This is a genomic window from Vibrio phycocola (genome assembly GCF_053850235.1).
The window spans coordinates 445,730-465,427 of the sequence record NZ_JBSQDJ010000002.1 but is presented as its reverse complement, the minus strand read 5'-3'; the positions used below and the strand labels follow the sequence as shown (position 1 = coordinate 465,427).

At 41.4% G+C, this 19,698-nt stretch carries 14 protein-coding genes; 5 read left to right on the top strand and 9 right to left on the bottom strand.

Translation table 11 applies throughout. The annotated features are described in order from the left end of the window. The first annotated feature begins 51 nt into the window (after positions 1-51). Genes ACWU4D_RS05415 through ACWU4D_RS05400 form a run of 4 tightly spaced genes read left to right on the top strand, consistent with a single transcriptional unit; the run spans position 52 to position 3,912 of the window. Positions 52-1,137 carry a C4-dicarboxylate TRAP transporter substrate-binding protein gene (locus ACWU4D_RS05415; protein ID WP_456050375.1) on the top strand — a complete coding sequence of 362 codons (1,086 nt, stop codon included), beginning with the start codon at positions 52-54 and terminating at the stop codon, positions 1,135-1,137. Positions 1,138-1,178: 41 nt separating this feature from the next. Then, on the top strand, positions 1,179-1,727 hold the full coding sequence (locus ACWU4D_RS05410) for a TRAP transporter small permease subunit (RefSeq protein WP_456050374.1): 549 nt from the start codon (positions 1,179-1,181) through the stop codon (positions 1,725-1,727). Continuing rightward, on the top strand, positions 1,724-3,031 hold the full coding sequence (locus tag ACWU4D_RS05405) for a TRAP transporter large permease (protein WP_456050373.1): 1,308 nt from the start codon (positions 1,724-1,726) through the stop codon (positions 3,029-3,031). The genes ACWU4D_RS05410 and ACWU4D_RS05405 overlap by 4 nt, the downstream gene beginning before the upstream one ends. Before the next feature lie 11 nt (positions 3,032-3,042). Next, positions 3,043-3,912: a dioxygenase family protein gene (locus tag ACWU4D_RS05400; protein ID WP_456050372.1), complete on the top strand. Its 870-nt coding sequence runs from the start codon at positions 3,043-3,045 to the stop codon at positions 3,910-3,912. Between the two features lie 57 nt (positions 3,913-3,969). Here ACWU4D_RS05400 and ACWU4D_RS05395 read toward each other — a convergent pair whose 3' ends face one another. From ACWU4D_RS05395 to ACWU4D_RS05365, 7 genes are all read right to left on the bottom strand, one after another. After that, a complete protein-coding gene (locus tag ACWU4D_RS05395) occupies positions 3,970-4,830 on the bottom strand; it encodes a DMT family transporter (protein ID WP_456050371.1) in 861 nt (286 codons plus the stop codon). A 136-nt stretch (positions 4,831-4,966) separates the two neighbouring features. Beyond that, positions 4,967-6,559 (bottom strand): putative bifunctional diguanylate cyclase/phosphodiesterase, encoded by a 1,593-nt coding sequence (locus ACWU4D_RS05390; RefSeq protein ID WP_456050370.1) that lies wholly within the window; start codon positions 6,557-6,559, stop codon positions 4,967-4,969. Between the two features lie 121 nt (positions 6,560-6,680). After that, positions 6,681-8,723 carry a hybrid sensor histidine kinase/response regulator gene (locus ACWU4D_RS05385; protein ID WP_456050369.1) on the bottom strand — a complete coding sequence of 681 codons (2,043 nt, stop codon included), beginning with the start codon at positions 8,721-8,723 and terminating at the stop codon, positions 6,681-6,683. A gap of 117 nt (positions 8,724-8,840) precedes the next feature. Beyond that, the gene (locus ACWU4D_RS05380) at positions 8,841-11,885 is read right to left on the bottom strand and encodes an AAA family ATPase (protein ID WP_456050368.1); all 3,045 of its coding nucleotides are present in this window, start codon (positions 11,883-11,885) and stop codon (positions 8,841-8,843) included. Then, a complete protein-coding gene (locus ACWU4D_RS05375; RefSeq protein ID WP_456050367.1) occupies positions 11,885-13,030 on the bottom strand; it encodes an exonuclease SbcCD subunit D in 1,146 nt (381 codons plus the stop codon). Before ACWU4D_RS05375 ends, ACWU4D_RS05380 begins: the two co-directional genes overlap by 1 nt. A gap of 82 nt (positions 13,031-13,112) precedes the next feature. Continuing rightward, the gene (gene cra, locus ACWU4D_RS05370) at positions 13,113-14,096 is read right to left on the bottom strand and encodes a catabolite repressor/activator (protein ID WP_456050366.1); all 984 of its coding nucleotides are present in this window, start codon (positions 14,094-14,096) and stop codon (positions 13,113-13,115) included. Positions 14,097-14,386: 290 nt separating this feature from the next. Beyond that, on the bottom strand, positions 14,387-14,857 hold the full coding sequence (locus ACWU4D_RS05365) for a YcxB family protein (RefSeq protein ID WP_456050365.1): 471 nt from the start codon (positions 14,855-14,857) through the stop codon (positions 14,387-14,389). A gap of 225 nt (positions 14,858-15,082) precedes the next feature. On the opposite strand from ACWU4D_RS05365, the gene ACWU4D_RS05360 reads away from it, so the two are divergent. Next, positions 15,083-16,705, top strand: a complete 1,623-nt coding sequence (locus tag ACWU4D_RS05360; RefSeq protein ID WP_456050364.1) for a methyl-accepting chemotaxis protein — start codon at positions 15,083-15,085, stop codon at positions 16,703-16,705. Positions 16,706-16,832: 127 nt separating this feature from the next. On the opposite strand, the gene nrdG is transcribed toward ACWU4D_RS05360, so the two are convergent. Both nrdG and nrdD read right to left on the bottom strand, forming a co-directional pair. Then, positions 16,833-17,309, bottom strand: coding sequence for an anaerobic ribonucleoside-triphosphate reductase-activating protein (gene nrdG / locus ACWU4D_RS05355; protein ID WP_456050363.1), 477 nt, complete (start codon positions 17,307-17,309; stop codon positions 16,833-16,835). Positions 17,310-17,318: 9 nt separating this feature from the next. Further along, entirely contained in the window at positions 17,319-19,439 is a 2,121-nt protein-coding gene (nrdD, locus tag ACWU4D_RS05350; RefSeq protein WP_456050361.1) for an anaerobic ribonucleoside-triphosphate reductase, read from the bottom strand. Between the last annotated feature and the right edge of the window lie 259 nt (positions 19,440-19,698).

The following is a 19,698-nucleotide window of genomic DNA, read 5'->3' as shown; positions in this document are numbered from 1 at the left end:
AGCACAAGAGTGAAACATTAAGTACAAATATATTTTAAAGGACGATGAACGATGAAAACTTCTAACAGACTACACGTAAAAGGATGGGGAATGGCGGTGGCCATTTTGATGTCTCTACCAGCAAGCGCGACGGAAACCATCAAAGCCACAGTCATTGATGGCTACCCAGCAAAATCAATGTGGGTTCATGAATTTTCAAACTTTTTCATACCTGAGGTAGATAAGAAACTCGCTGAAACGGGCAACTACGCCATAAAATGGCAAGAGTCCTACGGTGGCTCTATCGTTAAACCCAAAGGCGTATTAGAAGGGGTAAAACTGGGTTTAGGCGATATTGGTATCGTAACAACGATTTTTCACAGTTCTAAGTTACCTAGCCAATCACTCGCTGCAGTTACCCCTTTTGTGTCCAATGATGCTCGCGTTGTTGCTAAAGCCGTCGATGAAATTGCAAAAGAATATCCGACAATGCAAAAAGAGTTTGCTAAACAAAAACAAGTCTACCTTGCAACGGGCGTCGTTCTAAATACTTATCAACTCTATAGTAAGAACCCAATAACCGATGCGACGCAACTGAAAGGTACTAAGGTTGCTGGTGCAGGAACAAACTTACGCTATCTCGAAGGTATTGGAGATGTTGCTGGAGTTAGAGGTGGATTAACCGACTTTTATAATATGCTAGCAACTGGCTTAGTTGATCACGCAATGCTTTGGCCTGAAGCAGCGAAGACATTCAAGATAGCGGAAGTCGCGCCCTACATGACTCAGGCTAATTTTGGCGCAGTCAATACCAAAACAGTCACGGCCAATGAACGATTCTGGAAAAAACTGCCTGATGAAGTTAAAGCCGCGATTCAAGAAGTCGCTATCGAGTATCGTGATCACTTGGCAAATATCGCAATGGATCGTGCTCAAGAAAGTCGAGAGGCATATGTCGCATCTGGTGGAACCATTATCACAATGACATCGGAAGCACAGCGAGCATGGGCAGAATCAATGCCAAACCTGGCGAAAGAACTGGCCGACACCCTTGAAAAATCCGGTGAGCCGGGAACAGAAATCATTCAAGCATATATCAACAAATTAACGACACAAGGCGCTACCCCTATCCGTGATTGGGCAACCGAACTTAATTAAACATTCTGTTAAGTCTACGGATTAATAATTGGAGTCTCGTTATGTCAAGTTTATTGATTAAAGTGATAACGCCTTTCTCGCGCATAACCGACGGCATAGCAATGATCGCAAACACAGTAGGAACACTCGTCGTGTTGCTACTTGTGTTAGCGGTAGATTATGACGTGATAGCGAGAGGCTTATTTAACAAGCCTTTTATGGGGGCAGTAGAAGTTGTTCAATTTTCGATGGTGCTTATCGTATTTTTGCAACTGCCTGATGTGATTCGTGTTAATCGATTAACTCGATCAGATGGATTTTTGGTTCTTATGGAGCCAAGGTTCCCCAAATTTATAAGTTTTATTCGAAAGTTAATTAATGCTATTTCCGCATGCTTAATGGTTATGATCGCGGTGGCTATCTGGCCGGAATTTATCGAAATGTTTGAAACCAAAGACTATTTTGGTGTGCCAGGCATATTTGTTGCGCCGTGGTGGCCAATCAAGCTCACAATATTTCTGAGCGCCGTACTTTGCACATTTATCTTTGCTTTCAAAGTGATCTTGGGTGAGCAAGCAAAAACCTTATCAACGCCAGGAGATAAATCATGAGCCCAATCGAGATTGGATACCTCTCTGTCCTTGCGATTATAGTCAGTGTCTACATTGGTTTTTACATTCCAGTTGCATTAAGTGTCGTGTCGATCGTCGCGATATGGCTACTACGAGACAATCTAGAGCTTTCTATCAACCTGCTAAAAGTTGCCGTTTCGGACAGTGTGATGGAATACACTTTTGCAACTGTTCCATTATTTACATTTATGGGCCTAGTAGTTTCAAAAGCGGGTATGGGATCGGATATCTATCAAGTGATGAACTCGGGGTTCAAAAACTTGAAAGGTGGAATAGGCATGGCAACAGTTGGTGCCAACGGTATTTTCGCAGCAGTGACTGGTTCTTCAATTGCATCGGCTTCGGTTTTTGCAAAAGTATCGGTCCCGCAAATGTTGAAATATGGTTACAACCCAAGATTTGCGGTTGGTGTGGTTGCGGGCTCTTCTGTTTTAGGCATGATCATTCCACCGTCGGCCATGCTCATTATCTATTCATTCGTCGCTGAGCAATCCGTGGGTGATATGTTCTTAGCCGGTGTTGTACCGGGCTTAATACTGACATTTGCTTATATTGTTTCGATTTGGTTTATGGGTCATTTTTTCAGTAGCTTCATTGGCGGAGCAAGAAAAATTGACACCGAGTGGATGTCATTTCGTGAAATTGCCGAAAAGACCCTGCCGCTTATTGGCTTGATCTCAATTGTTTTAGGCGGAATTTATACGGGTTGGCTAACGCCAGTCGAAGCGGGAGCAGCGGGTGCAGCTTGCGGGCTTTTGATTGCCTTTGCACGACGAAAAATGACCCTAAAAATATTCTGGGAAGCGTTAATAGAAACCGGACACATTACTGCGTCTATTTTATTTTTAATCACAGCAGCGTCGATCTATAGCCGGATGTTAGGCATCGCAGGCTTACCAAATGAACTTGCGGAAATATTAGAACAAAATGAGATGAGCATTTTTATGACAATGTTTATCTATGTATGTTTGATGCTTTTTTTAGGCACGTTACTCGATACAGCATCAATTATTTTAATTGTTGTTCCTCTATTTTTGCCACTCATTGAACCTATGGGATTAAGCCTAGTTTGGTTTGGCATTATTACCGTAGTTGGCGCTGAAATAGGCTTACTTACTCCACCGCTGGGTATTAGCTGTTTTGTTATTAAATCCAGTTTAGACGACGACCGGATCAGCCTCAAAGATGTATTTATGGGTGCTCTTCCATTCACATTTATCATGCTAATGGTACTAATCGTATTAATTAAATACCCAGTATTAAGCATAGGAATATTAAATTAAGGGGATAAATTATGAGAACCGTTACCGCAGAGAATATTACCGATACGTTCATTGGGTATTTTGGTGATGACACCGATCCACGTACAAAAGAACTAATGTCTAGCCTCGCTCGTCATTTACATAGTTTTGTTAAAGAGACACAGTTAACGCACGACGAATGGCGACATTCTCTTGAACTTTTAAAGTGGACTGGTGATATCACGACCGAAGAACGAAATGAGTTTGTGCTTCTCTCTGATGTATTAGGTGTTTCATCTCTGGTGGATATGATTAATTCTGACCCTAAAGCGACGAGTTCAAGTGTACTTGGTCCGTTTCATGTCACTGGTGCACCACCAATGGACAAAGGCGCAGATTTTAAACGCCACTATGAAGGCGAAGTCATTCTCGTCGAAGGTACGGTCAAAGATACCGATGGAAATCCTATTGCTGGTGCAAGTGTCGACATTTGGCAAACCGCTCCAAATGGGATGTATTCATCTCAAGATGATGAACAAGATATCAATAGTTTTCACGGCATGTTTACTACCGATGAAAATGGTCGATACGCGTTCACTACTGTTCGTCCGGTTTCTTACACCGTCCCGAGTGATGGTCCTGTTGGCAAGCTATTGGATGCAACTGGTCGCCACCCATGGAGACCATCTCATTTGCATTACATTGTAAGTGCACAGGGGTTTCGTTCATTAGTCACTGAGGTATTCCCAGATGATGACCCGTATTTAGATCAGGATACTGTATTTGGCGTACGTGAAGATCTCGTTACGACCTATATCCCTCAAGAAGCGGGCACATTCCCTGAACAAGGATTTGAACTATCCGGGAAAGTAGAAGGCAGTTATTCACGAATTGATTTTGATCCGATCTTAATCAAAGCGTAGTGTGAACCTAACTCATGCTACATACATCATCGCCCGCTTCTATAGTGGGCAATGATCTTACTTGGAAGTTGAACGCTGCACTATCACAATGAGTAAACCACCTAACACTAAACCACTCGCTATAACTAGCCTTGAACTTAGCGCTTCATTACTGAATAAAACGCCCCCAATAGACGCTATGATTGGAACTAATAATTGAACAACCCCCGCACGTAATGTGGTTAGCCCCTTAAGAGCATGGTACCAAATTGCGTATCCAATTCCCGAAGCTAATGCTCCAGACATAATCGCGTAACTGACTCCTTTCACACTATAGTGACGCTCACCAGTATCAATCAGCATCCACAACACGATCAAAATAGAGGCTGCTCCAAAGTTGAGTGCGGTATCATTCAATGGCGCTGTAGACTTACGTCCAATGAGTGTATAACCACCCCATGCGATACCCGATAACGTCATTAAACTTGCACCAAATGCAGATGGCGTACTAAGAGTGGGTAACACAAGATACACAAGCCCAACAAATGAAAGCACGACACCGCCTAACTCTATAGGTGTCAATCGATGACCAGACTTCCAACTGATTCCAATTAACGTTAATTGCACCGCACCAAATAAAATCAGTGCTCCTGCACCAGTGTCGAGCGACAAATAGGCGTACGAAAAACTTAATGCATAGATAAATAATAAAGCTGATGCAACCCAATTCGGGCGCAGATGTTTCGTCCTAGATCTATTTTTTACGAGTACTATCGCTAACAGCACAAATGCTCCCGACAGAATTCGTAACAAGGTGAAACTTCCGGCATCAATATTCCCTTCTGCCAACGCAATCCGGCATAACACCGAATTTCCCGCGAACGCCAATAGCGCAATAATAGTGGTTATCACCGTAGTTCGATCTATCTTATCGTGCATTGTGTTCCCTACATTCAGCTAATCTATTGATGAAACAACAATGGTACGCGTTAACACAATTTGTGAAAGACGATTAAGTTATTACATAAAGATAATTTATCTGATGATGTTAATGAGGCATTAATTTTGAAAAGAATCAGTGGAGTGGTTTTTTATATTGTTTAACTGTTAGATCAATATTTGACAACGGTTGCGGTTTAGAAAACAAATACCCCTGTAAATAGCAGCATCCCAAGTCTTGCAGTTTTTGTCGTATTTCAATGGTTTCGACGCCTTCTGCAACCACACTACAGTTAATATCTTGGGCTAAGTTTAAAATTGAATTAATAATTGAACGATTGGTTTCGTCATCGTGATATCCCAAAATAAATGACTTGTCGATTTTGATTTGTTCAATCGGTAGCTCTCGCAGTAATACCAAAGACGAAAACCCTGTACCGAAATCATCGATGCTAAATGTAAAACCTCGGCGGTTCATTGCTGTCATCACATGCTTGGTTTTATCCAAATCTTCGTTCATTGCACTTTCAGTGATTTCAAATGAGACATCACCAAATTTAAGGCTCCCCTCTTCGATTAAATGATCAAGTTGCAATAATAGATCCGATGACAGTAGATCTTTAGCGGATAAGTTAATGTGCACACTGCCATCAAACCCTCTCTGTCGAAAAGTTAAAATATCCTTCGATACTTGTTCAATTACCCGTTTAGTAATCGAACAAATAAGGGCGCTCTTCTCTGCCAGTGGAATAAATTTATCTGGTGGAATAAACTTACCATCATGTTGAGGCCAGCGAATTAAGGCTTCATAGCTTACTATGATGCCACTAGTCGCATCGACAATCGGCTGATAATAAACCTCAAATTCACTATTGCGAATGGCCTCTGACAATTGAATAAGCAGATTAAGTCGCTCGTATGAGGCCTCGCCCATTTCAGAACGGTAATATTCTAAATAGTTTTGTTTGTGTTTCGACTCGTACATTGCGAGATCGGCTTGTTTGAACAACGTCTCAACGTCATTTCCATCTAATGGGTATCGCGTAGCACCAACACTAATAGAGATTTTCATAGGATAATTGTCGACCATGACGGGGTCTTCAATACTGCGATGCATTTTATCGATGACCCGACTGACGCCAAGAGTTTCACTTTCCTCAATAACTAACGCAAATTCATCGCCGCCAATTCGGTATATTTTACTCATATCTAAAAGGCTGGTCGCTAACCGATTGGACACCACTTTTAAAAACTTGTCGCCAAATTGGTGGCCGAGACCATCATTAATATGTTTAAAGTTGTTTAGGTCGATAAATAGTAATACAAACGATGTTTGCTCTGATATTTTTAGCTCTAATGTATCGAAGAGGTATTTACGGTTCGCTAGGCCCGTTAAATTATCATGGAGTGCATAATGGGATTGATTTTCAGCAAACGTATTCGCTTTTAAAATCGTTTGAAAAGAAAGTTTAGACACCAGAGCGACAAAAACTGAACCTCCAAACATAATCATAGAAATAACCTGACGCGTACTATCTACTGTTTCACTCACGAACAAGTCAAAAAAGAAAAAACCATAACCAAATACGAAGAAAACCAAAAGAAAGGTCAGTATCAACCAACCAGAAAGTTTTTCTAGTTTAGAAATACGATAAATCGGCCGGATACTAGAAACAATCAGGAGTAACCCAACAGCAACAAGAACCAAACAAATTAACTGTGCAATCACAAAGTCTCACTCTAGTAATATAATGGCGATAAGTTTACAAACAAGATACCAGTTATAATAGTAGTCACGATTAAACAATGTGCATAATTGAAAGGTTTAAATATGTCGGGATGAGTGGATATCATTTAGAGCACCACTTCTCTAATTGAGTTAGCAGAACCTGTTTATCTGCGGGTTTGACAAGATAGTCATTCATACCAGCTTCACGCAACTGCTCAATCGTCGCTGGACTGTTATCTCCGGTGTAACCAATAATCACGATATTATTAAAATCTTCATGTGAGGAACGAACCAACGAAGTCAGCTCTAATCCATTAAGCTGAGGCATTTCTATATCAAGTAATACCACGTCATATTGATGCGCCCGGATCAATTCTAACGCTTCTCGGCCATTTTGAGCTTGTTCAACGATATAGCCTTCTCTTTCTAAAAGAATCGACGTAATCATTCGTAAAGAGCGATTATCATCAACTATCAGGACCCTACGATTATAAGGCTTAATAGAGAGTTGGTACTTTTGACGTTCAGGCTGATGATTATTGAATATTAATTCATCCAGTAAGTCATTGCCTTCTTCTTTCCAACGCTGTGATGTCACTAAAAGCGCGCCTAAATTGTTAGGCAGTGTATGTACTGAATTACTGTTCTTATCATGTAAATAACAAATTTTAGACTTTGAAAAATGCAAATTATCTTCAAATGCAAGCAAATCAGTTAGCTGAAAGTACGCTTTTTCAATATCAACGATGACCAAGTCAAAGTAGGTACTTTTAGAGTGGCAGGCTCGATGAAGGTGCATCCGGCTATAATTAAAACCTTGGGAGTTCGCCCATGATGCCAGGTTACCACTTATCTCATCTCTTTCTCCAATATATAAGACATGCTTGGTTTTCAGAACATTCGATTTGGTATCCCTAACCTTACTGGACTCATATAAAGGAAAATTAAGTTCGAATTCGGTCCATTGCTCAACCTCAGATTGGCAGGTGATAGTACCACCAAAAGACTCCATTACTTTACGGCAGAATGGTAAACCTAATCCGAAACCATCGTGTTTCCCAGAAGAATAAAAGTCATCAAAAATATGCTCGAGTATATCATTCTCAACACCAACGCCATTATCACGAACTCGAATAACGTTCTTAGCACCATATTGCATCAGCTCTATTTGAATAAAAAACGTTTCAGAATAGTTATAGTAAAAAGCATTCTTAAGTAAGTTATATATCGAGTACTTGAGTAACGTTTGGCTTCCAAAATATTCAAAATCATCGTGGACAATAATATTAACTCGGTTTCTATCTCGACTCTCTTTATATGGAAAGCTAAAAATTGCATCTCGAATAACCTCTGAAGCCTTGCAACGTTTAAAGCTTGTCGAACTAATGCGATTGCTATCGATAGAAGCCAGTAATAGATCAATCGCATCACTCGCAGAATGAAGAACATTGTCTGCATCGTTTAATACCGCATGAATCTGTACAAGATCTTTCTTACTAATATTTAGCGTTGAATCTGACTCATCTGGAACCGGTGTTAGCGCTTTAAGAACATCGACAGACGTCTTAATCGTGCTCATTGGATTTCGCATTTCGTGAGCAATACCGGCTCCAAAAGATTTAGCTATAGAGACTTGAGTCTCATAGGTGCTTTGATTTCGGTGTACAAATACTTCACCCAAAACGTATGCGAAAATAAAAATACAGGCTTGTGGCCAGTCGACCACGGTGAACGGTGCATACCCAATCTCCCAAAATACTGCGAGATAGGCCGCCAAAACTGCAACCACTACCTGACAAAATACAATTTTTGCCCGCGGAACAATGAGTACATGGAGTAAAATCGCCGACATACATGACATACCCCATACGTTGGACCAATTATTCATCACCAACATATAGAAAAAGAAATAGGGTAAGCACATCGTCGTCATGACGATGAAATAATAGGGTAGATATTTCTGAAACCTTACAGGAACAGAGCGACGCTTCACAATAGCAAGCATCATAAAGCCTAGGAACAGGCGAAAAACTAAATTCTCATAAGGCTGAGGAAAGAGTTCGGCCCAGATAAAATAGAATAAAGGGAAACATATAAATCCCCCCCACCCAATCGGCGAAAGGTTAGGCTCGGAATCATGATAAATTTGCTTAATCGAATCCATAAAATATGTGCGATAACCTTTTTTGTGTTTATCAGAACCAAAATGTATAAAAGAAGCCACTATTATAGCAATGACCTACACAAAATCATTATTTCATATGATTTATGATGTCATTCACTATTGTGAGGAAATGAGCGTAATTTTGCTGCCATGCTCACTTCTTCCTATATCAATCCTGCTTTCCATCTGTTCTTTCAATTCATTGACGTGAGAAATAATTCCTATCGTACGTCCTCCTTTCTGCAGCTCGATAAGCGACTCTATTGCAAGATCGAGTGATTCTGTATCTAAACTGCCAAAACCTTCATCAATAAACAATGTGTCTAAACGAACTCCGCCACTGTGAGCTTGGACAACATCCGAAAGGGCTAATGCCAGTGACAATGCCGCGATAAACGACTCTCCTCCTGACAAGGTCGCGACATCACGTGTTTTACTGGTGTAGGAATCTTCGACTAACAAATCGAGCCCTGAACTTGCATTACCTTTATTGCGTTCATTTTTGCGCACAAGATGATAGCGACCAAAACTCATGGCTTGTAAACGAATGGATGCTTGAATTAGAACGTCATCTAGCAGTACTCCTAGCACAAAGCGATGTAAACTCACTCGAAGATGGTTTTTCCCATTGGCCACATCACTTAACGTCCCTAAAATCTTATACTCTTCTTCTAGCACCTGATTTCTCTTCTTAAGTACTTCTAAGCGCGAATGAGCGCTGTGTAGTGCATCGTAACGGGACTGAGTTTTGCTTAACTGCGCAGAACGATTGACGAGCTCCTCGTTTGCACGCTCTATCTTCAGTTGGCTAAGATCTAGATTAGGGAGGTCTTGATCGACCAGTTCCGTTTTAATCTGTTCAAGCTGTGACGACAATTTGACCTGTAATTCATCAAAGGTTTTAATTTCAATACTTAACCTGTCTATGTCTTCTTTTTCTCTAAACGCGTTCTGATACTCCTGAAGATGACTAAATGGGCTATCCGTGAGCCCGCTTTCCCATGATTCACAATTTATATGGTGTTGGGCCGTCGACTGCTGCAGTTCTTTCTCGCCACTCGTCAGTTTGGTTTCGATAACGGTTAATTGCGTATTTAAATCCGTAACATCTTTCTGCGCTTTCTCAAAATGTTGATCGATTAACAATACCTGAGTGCGTAGTTCGCTAAGTTTAATCTCCAGTTGGTTTCGACTCACCGCTTTTATATCCACCAACATTAACGTATCTAATCGTGCTTGATAACTTGCGACTTCAAGAGTGCATTGTTCTCGTTGCTTATCAAGTGTCACAAGTTCTGCATTACCTTGCTCAACCAGAGCACGCCCTTTTTCTAAACGTTGATTAATAATGTCTAAATCGAGATTGGTGAGCTCATTGAGCTCATTATTTGTGACAGTGTAATGGTTTTCGAGTTCTGTTTCTGAACCAGACCAAAGCGCCATAACATCGACATTAAGTCCTTTTATTTGTTGAGAAATGCGCTCAAGCTCTAGACGTAATGATGAGATAGTATTCTCAATCTCCTTGAGTTTTAGCTCCGACTGAGTTGCGTGTTGGCGGGCCTTATCAACTTGCTCTTTAGTGACCGTGTCACCTGAAAATTGCGCAGGTATTGGATGTTCAAGGGAACCACATACTGGACACGGGCTATTTTCACCTAAGGTCTGGGCAATATTAGCGGCTTGATTCAGCAACCACTGGCCTTCCAGTTTTAATGCTTCGGCTCTTGCACTGCGCTCTTGCAGTTGCTGTTTTTCTAATGTGTTCAACCAACCTGTTAACTGACTATTGAGTTTAGCGTCTTGTTGGGTTAAATCTCTGCGTTGAGAAAGCATCTTTTTAACCGATGACAGCTTTTCAAGTTCTAAACGCAACAGCGCAATTTGCTGCTTACTATCACTGGCGACTTTACTATCGCGTTCAAGTTGATCAAGTTTAGTTTGATAACGGACTAATTCTTCCTGTTTCTTAGTAATACTAAGCCCGGTCGCACTAAGCTTTCCATTTGATTGCTCGATACTTTTTTGTAGCTTTTGAATCTCAGAAAGTCGATCTTGTTGCTGCTCAATCTCGAATATATTTTGTTGCAATTTCGGTTTCGCTTCCAAAGCCTTAGTCGCTTTATCAAGCTCAATGGTTGCGGTTTTTATATGTTGATTTAACGTCTGTTCTTGAGCGCGTAACTTCTCTAACGTCAAACTCAAGGTCGTTACTTTTTTATCACTTTCAACTTGAGCAAGATGTAAGTGAGCAATTTTTTGTGCTTCTAACGCTCGGTCTCGCACCACTCTTTGGCCTTCAATCTCAGTGCGCTTCTGCATATTTAGACTTATCTGTTGAGATAATTGATCTCTCAAAGCAAAACGTGAAACAAGATGTTCTTGTTTCTGATGACTACGTTTTGCATCATCCAGCGCTTTCGCTAACACATCACATTCTTGTTTAACATGTGAAAGCTCAGGAGCAAGCTCATCCATCTTGCTCACCAATTCCGGTTCGTTCTCCACGCTAACTAAATCTAAAATACCTTTCAGTTGCTGATCAAATGCGTCTTTTTCCTTTCTAATTCCACTCGCTTGTTCTGCCAATGCACTCTCTAAACGACTGTAAACATTGGTGCTAAATAATTGCCCGAAGATCTGTTCTCGATCTTTAGAACTGGCCAATAATAAATCACGAAACTTACCTTGAGGAATCACCATGACTTGGCGAAATTGATCGGCGCTCAAGCCAATCAGTTCGTTGATTTTGGTGTTCACAGGATTCGGTTTAACCGCGACAGTTTCCCAATCTTCTGACACCCACTGCTCTAGACATGCTCGGTGCACATGTCGAGTTAACCCCGTCCCACGCTGTTTTGGGAGCCACTGCTCTGGCTTACGTTCAATTCTAAATCGCCGCTCCCCCAATTCAAACTCGAAACACACTTGAGTTTCAGTGCCTTCACTGGCGAGATCGCTGCGCATTTGGTCACCAGTGCGCTCATTACCGGTGGTTGAACCATACAAGGCATAACAGATAGCATCTAAAATGGTACTTTTGCCACTCCCCGTCGGGCCATTAATCAAGAAAAAGGGCGTATGACCAAGCTTACCAAAGTCAATATTTTCCTGATGAGGAAAAGGGCCAAACGCAGATAGAGTTAACGTTAGTGGACGCATTATTCACCTTCACCTTGATTAATCTCACCCAAAGTCTGTTTGATCACTTCCAATTGCGAATCGGTGAGCGCTTCACCTTGAATTTCTTGGAAGAAATCACCAAACATATCGAGCTCACCACGTTTTAGCTGACTTGAACTTGGCATATCTGAACCTTCTCGCATTAAGCCCGGTTTTTCGATATGGAGTACGTTGTGATACACTGTTCGCAGTTTCTCCATAGGATCGAGCATCGCATGTTTGTCTAGCAGGCGTACTAATAGATAATCCTCTGAATGAGCATCTCTGCTCGCACTTTCGATAATAGCGGAAAGCTCACCTTCAATAACCCGAACATCACGCATCGGACTAAATTTCAACGGAGTCGTGGAAAACTCTCCATCTTCATTCAGCTCAACAATCGTCATTGACTTATTCTGCTGATGCTCTGAAAAACTGTATTTCAACAACGAACCCGAATAACGAATCGATTCTTTAATTCTCTTTTGAGGTTGATGTAAATGACCGAGGGCGACGTAATCAAAAGCTTCAAATTGACTCGGACGAACTTTATCTAATCCACCTAACGATAAAGGGCGCTCTGAATCAGATTCATCGGCACCATCCACAAAACAATGGGCAAGAAGCACATTAGGAATATTCGAATTAATGTCACGGGTAATTTCCCCAATCAAAAACTGATACATCTCATCATGGGTTTTTATTTGTACTGAAAAGTCGTTACGAATGAATTCTGGATCCACGTATGGAATACCGTAAAATGCCACCTGTTGACCTTTATTGTCTTCTAAAATTACCGGTGTTGTGATCGATTTGATGTCGGATAAGATATGCAGCCCTGAGCCACTCATATGAGAAGCAGCAAACCCCAGACGCACGGCACTATCATGGTTTCCTGGAATTAGGATAATCGGCACGTTAAGCTTTTGACAGACTTGATCAATAACCTGTTCTAACAATTCAATTGCGACAGTTGGTGGCACTGAGCGGTCATAAATATCGCCGGCAATCAGTAGTGCATCGATATCAGAATGCTCACCGAGATAACGAGTCAATTGACGCAATATATAAGCTTGATCATCGATAAGAGAGCGATTGTGAAAGCTTCGCCCTAGATGCCAATCAGAGGTATGGATAAATTTCATGAATTAGAATGTGTTAGCCACGAATGACTTAATCATACAGCAATCAACAGCCGTTAACACAGGATGAAATGGGAGATAAATCTTATTTCTTACGCACTTTCAAGATACGTGGGATGAGTTCAACACCGGATTGGTAATTATGATCTGCAGCATCTAAAGCAAACGCTAGAGCGCTTTTCGCAAACAAGTCATATTGCTGAGGTACAGAGTTGATCCGAAATGGCAAAAAGTCTAGCAAGTTACTATCTCCAAAAGTTGCCAAACGAACCATACTCAGCAGTTCATCGTGCTGATTTAGCACATCTAATACGCCTTCAAGAAGGCTATGTGATGTACACACAATAGAATCAGGCACACACCCTTGCTCAACCCATTCTGAAAACAAGCGTGCGCCTTCTTCACGACTAAACGATTGGCCATGTGCGACAACAGAGCGGATCCCCTTCTTTTTCACCGCAAATTCAAAGCCTAGTTGTCGCTCGCGTGATACGCTTAATTCAGGCAGTGCTCCAATCAACCCAATTGACGTGATACTTGGAGAAATGATAGAGGCAGACAAATCAAATGCAGCGCCAAAATCTTCACTAATAACACACGAAAAAAATTCATCATCTAACGAACGGTCTATCGCAATAACAGGCGTTCCGGTGTCTTGAATCGCTTTGTAAAAGCCCGTCCCATCACCAAGAGACGTTTCAACAATTAGTGCATCGACCCGACGAGTAACGAGTGCTTGTGCAATCGACTTTTCTATTTCCGGATCATCTTCAGTACTTGAGACCAATACCGTAAATCCTGCTTCACGAGCCAGCTTTTCGAATCGTTTGATAAATCGAGCGTTACTCGTATTTTCAATATCCGTAATAATCAAACCAAAACAACGGCTTTCATCGTCAGATAGTACCGAGTCAGGGCGAGTTGGCTGAGAGTTGTATTGCTTAACAATGGTCATAATTCGTTTTTGCGTCTCTTTACTGATGCGATTTTGGGCTGCTTGGCCATTGATAACACAGCTCACTGTTGTTTTTGAAACACCAGCTAGCTTTGCTACTTCACCTATAGTCATATCAATGGCTCTCATCGTATATATTCTCAGTTCGTTTTACTCGCATACATTTAAGTATAAAAATAAAACGTAGTACTACACGGCTATTTTTAATAAATGGCATCTACATCTACATTTTCCCTTGGTCTAGTAGACAATAATGAGATTTTACTTTTCATTTATGATGACTTAATTGGAGTTTAGTTTAAGATTTCTCAAGGTTCTACTTCTCCCGAAACATAATTAGTCTCAATCCCCTGCTTGATTTCACAGGTGATGAACTGCAACAACATCTAAAAACTCGCTAATGATCAAAATTGGCGTAACCGCAGCAGTAATTCATCAATGTTGAATCCCGTTTCAGCTATTTGCTTCGGCACAATATAGAACTGTTTCGCTGAAAGAAAAATAATCACATTATGTTGATCCTCACGCCAACTGTGAATGGTATTCCACCGAAGGCGTGAACGACCTCGTGTCGATGCAATCACGACAGACTCCGGAAATAACTCAATACTATAAGGCTCTCGTACCGCTTTATGTCGTCGGTAATAGCGCCGAGCAATATATGGCGAACCTAACCTAGCAACAACCAAGATCCCAAACCCCACGACCACGATACTCACAATGACGGGTTTTAAAGCCAATGGAAGCCATACATACGCCGCGATAAACACGCATACAACGAACCCGCGAATAAACCAGCTCGATCTACTCAGGCGTCGAGAAAGCATATAAGCGAATACATAATCTGATTCATTGATCTGGTAAATGGTTTTCATCGTCAATCATTCATTGAAATATAGTTAAATAATAACAGAATCTTAGATGTGACACTGTCGTCCTAAACAAACACAAAAACACGTAGAAAAAATTTGTCACATTTCCGACAAAACTCAAAAGTAGCAACTAGTATATACAGGATGGTGTTAGGTAACTACTTTCACATCATACTAAAATTCTACTCATTTTATTTCTTATTTGCCCATTTTAAAGAGAACATCAGCATGAAAAACATCAAGATCAGTAAGCTATTATTGGGTGGGTTTTGCATCCCAATTATTGCATTAATTGGCTTAGTGCTTTTATCCATTTACGAAATGCAAATTATCAACCACCAATCAACGGTGATTTCAACAAATTGGTTACCTTCCGTTCAACTTGTAGAACGGATTAATACACAAACAGCTGATCTTCGTAACCAAGAAGCCGTGCATATTATTTCTACTGACTCTTCTCAAATACGCAGTGCAACAACCTCGATCAATAGTGTTAAAAACGACGTCAATGATTCAGTTAATACCTACAGCAAACTGGTGTCGAGCAGCGAAGAACGCGAGTTACTGTCGCAATTTAAGCGTCAATATCAAGATTACCTAACTATACAAGGCAACCTCCTGAGGTTATCTGAGCAAAATAAAAATGATGAAGCAAAAACGTTATTTTTGGGCGCGTCATTAACTGCCTACAATAATTATTCCAATACACTTTTAAAACTATCAGACATTAACGAAGCCGGAGCTGAAGAAGCCAGTCAATACGGTGATATCATCTATGACCAATCCGTCATGATGATGGTTGGATTAATGATTGCGGTATCTGTTGGTGTCATTTTCATCGCTCTTGTCATCGCAAGAAACTTAGTGACATCGATTAATACAGTGCAAAATGCAATGACCACGATGTCGGAAGGAAACCTCACGGTAAGAGTTCCCGACCAAGGAAACAATGAATTAGGAATGCTTGCAGAAGGCTATAACAAAACTGCTGAAAAGCTCTCGACAATGGTAGGTCAACTCACGTCGGTTGCCGACAACGTTTCCTCTTCCTCTGAAACGTTAGCGTCGACGATGACACAGGCTGATTCCAATTCACAACAAATGCTTTGTCAGGTTGAACAGGTAGCCGCGGCCGTAAATGAAATGTCTAGTACAGCCCTAGAAATGAGTCAAAATGCCACTCAAGCTCACGAATCAGCGACCGAAGCAATGAAAAACGTTGATGGCGGTAACTGCTCGCTTGGCGATTCAGATACGATTTCACAAAAAATTGGCGATTCGGTGCGTGAATCGGCTGAAATTGTCGACCAACTCAAGTCATACTCGACTGAAATCGGAGCGGTGATCGATGTTATCAACAGCATCTCAGAACAAACAAACTTACTCGCGCTCAATGCCGCTATTGAAGCCGCTCGTGCAGGTGAACATGGACGAGGATTCGCAGTCGTGGCAGATGAAGTCCGTTCGTTAGCCGCGAAAACTCAGCAATCAACCGTCGATATTCAAGAGATCATTACCAAGCTTCAAGACCAAGCGGGTAAAGCCGATGATTATATGAAATCAAACTCAAAATTAATTGATGAATCACAGACTGTCGCCCAACAACTGCAACAAGCTTTTAGTGGGATATCTGAGTCAGTTAACTCTATCTCTGACATCAATACACTTGTCGCAACAGCTTCAAATGAGCAATCGAGTGTAACAGAAGATATTTCAAGCAACATTTCTGCCACCGTTGAGATGGTCAACGAAAATGTAATCGGTATCGGTGAAAGCACTAAGTTCAGCCAAGTGTTGTCTGAAGAGGCAGAGAAACAGAAACGACTCCTCGCTTTCTTCCGTAACCACTAAACCAAATTATCAATACGTATTGTGCAAAATTGACAATCTAAAATAGAAAACGGCTCATATCAAAGTATGAGCCGTTTTTAATTGTTGCTAATAAGTGATTAGTAGCTTAAGAATAAGCTTAATTTCACTACTGAGATGACTGCGTTAGATAGTGAACAACCTGATTACTGCTGCCTCGCCACTCTAATGATGGGTCAGCCAAATCTTGCTCAAACTTCCCATCAATCACAACATCTAGGTAAGGCACAAGTTGACGTTGGTGCTCAGATAATTCGCCGAGTAAGTACCCTGTCCACAGCCAAATATCCTTATCGGGGCATTCTTGCTTTACACGCTTGACCAAATTCAAAACATCTGCAACATTTTCTGGATGCATTGGATCGCCGCCGGATAGCGACAACCCTCGTCGGTAAATACGCTTATCGTTCAAGTCAGCAATGATTCGATCTTCCATTGCTGAATCAAACGAGTGCCCTGAGCGCAATGACCACGTACTCTGGTTATAACACCCACGACATGCATGTTCGCAGCCAGAAACAAAAAGCGTTGCACGAGTTCCAGGCCCGTTCACCACGTCGATAGGATAATAGTTATGGTAGTTCATACCTTGTCCTTACAAATGCTTCACTCGACGCTGCACTTCTTCTTGTTTGCCGAAGTTAAAAGGTCTCGCATCAGGACTGCCCAAATAGCCACACACTCGGCGAGTCACCGATACTTTCGTAGAGTCATGGTTTCCACACTTAGGGCAAACAAAGCCTTTGCTCGAACAGGAAAATTCGCCAGTGAAACCACACTCGTAGCACTCATCTATTGGTGTGTTAGTTCCATAGTAAGGGACACGTGAGTAACTGTAATCCCACACATTCTCTAACGCTTCGACATTGCGTTGCATGTTTGGAAATTCGCCGTAGCAAATAAAGCCACCGGTTGATAAGTTTGGATATGGCATTTCAAAATCAATCTTATCGTACGGGTTTACTTTTTTCTCAACGTCAAGGTGGAAACTGTTGGTGTAGTATCCCTTGTCAGTTACACCTTCAATAACACCAAACTGTTTTGCATCAAGACTACAGAAACGGTTACATAGGTTTTCACTAGGTGTGCCGTAAAGACTAAATGCGTAACCAGTCTCTTCTGCCCATTGCTCGGTTGCTCTTTTTAAGTACTGAATCACTTTGATCGCTTCTTCACGACGCATTTGATCATCAAAAACGTGGCTATCATTATCAAACAAGGCATTAATGGTTTCGTGAACCCCAATATAACCGAGTGAAATAGACGCTCGACCATTTTTAAATAGGTCTGCAATCGAGTCATCCGCTTTCAAACGGATTCCACATGCCCCTTCCATATAGAGAATAGGAGCGACACGCGCTTTGACTTTTTCTAAGCGACTAATACGAGTTTCTAGTGCTCGACGAGCGGTTAGTAAACGCTGATCAAGCAGTTCGTAAAATGCTTTGATATCGCCTTTAGCTTGAATCGCCACGCGAGGTAAATTTAAACTGACAACCCCTAAATTATTACGTCCATCATGAACTAACTCGCCATTTTCTTCATAAGGATTTAGGAAGCTACGGCACCCCATTGGCGTCTTAAACGAGCCAGTTACTTCGACTACTCGGTCGTAGTTCAAGATGTCGGGATACATACGTTTAGAAGCACATTCCAGCGCCAATTGCTTGATATCGTAGTTTTGATCTGACTTCTTGTGATTTAACCCATCTTTGATTGCAAAAACCAATTTCGGGAATACCGGTGTTTTGTGATTCTTGCCAAGACCGGCAATACGATTCTTCAAAATCGACTCTTGAATTAAACGAGACTGCCAACTTGTTCCCAAACCAAAACCAAAGGTAACAAACGGTGTTTGACCATTCGCGGTATGCAATGTATTAACTTCATACTCTAACGACTGAAATGCGTCATAACACTCTTTCTCAGTTCGCTCTGTCGCAAACTTTTCTGGGTTATGAATGTCCCACTCCATCGCGATTTCGAGGTTCTTCTCGTAGCTTGCAGTAACATAAGGCGCGAGAATTTCGTCGATACGGTTAATCGTCGTACCACCGTATATGTGGCTCGCAACTTGAGCAATAATTTGTGCGGTAACCGCTGTCGCGGTAGCAATAGATTTAGGCGTATCAATCTCAGCATTGCCCATTTTGAAACCGTGGGTAAGCATACCTTTTAGGTCAATCAGCATGCAGTTAAACATTGGGAAGAATGGCGCGTAATCTAAATCATGATAATGCAGCTCACCTTCTTCGTGCGCTTGCACAATATCTCGCGGTAAGATGCGAGTTTTCGCGTAATGTTTTGCCACGATACCAGCAAGTAAGTCACGCTGAGTTGGAATCACTTTACCGTCTTTGTTCGCATTTTCATTGAGTAGGTCAGCGTTGCTTTCTTCGATCAACCCCTCAATTTCTCTCGTCAATGCACTTTGCTTCTCACGGGAAACATCTCTATCATGACGATATTCGATGTAAGAACGCGCTAATGTTTTGTACGGTCCTTGCATCAATTCGTTTTCAACCAGAGTTTGGATGTCAGCGATGTGAACCTGCTGTTTGCCTTCGAGTTGTAGTTCGACAGCCAACGCTACATTGAGTGCGTAAATGGCAATCTCTTTGTTTCCGTGGTCTGCAGCCGCTTCGACAGCAGCTTGGATACGATCTCGGTTAAATACAGCGCTTGATCCATCACGCTTAATCACTACTGGTTTCATTATATTCTCCTTCCCTTGATTTTTTTGTTGCATCGGCAGATACACTATATAGGGATTTATATTTACTGTCTGACACTATATGTTGTGGTGTATTAAACTCTAATCACCTAGACATGTATTGATTTAGATCAAGAAAATTTAGCTCTTGGATAAGATAGCTACGATCTTTTATCACAGGTCTCATTTAGTGAAAATTTATAATGAAACTCTATTTTTGTGAGAGATAGCGAAGTATTTTCGTCAGGCTTTCTGCATAAGG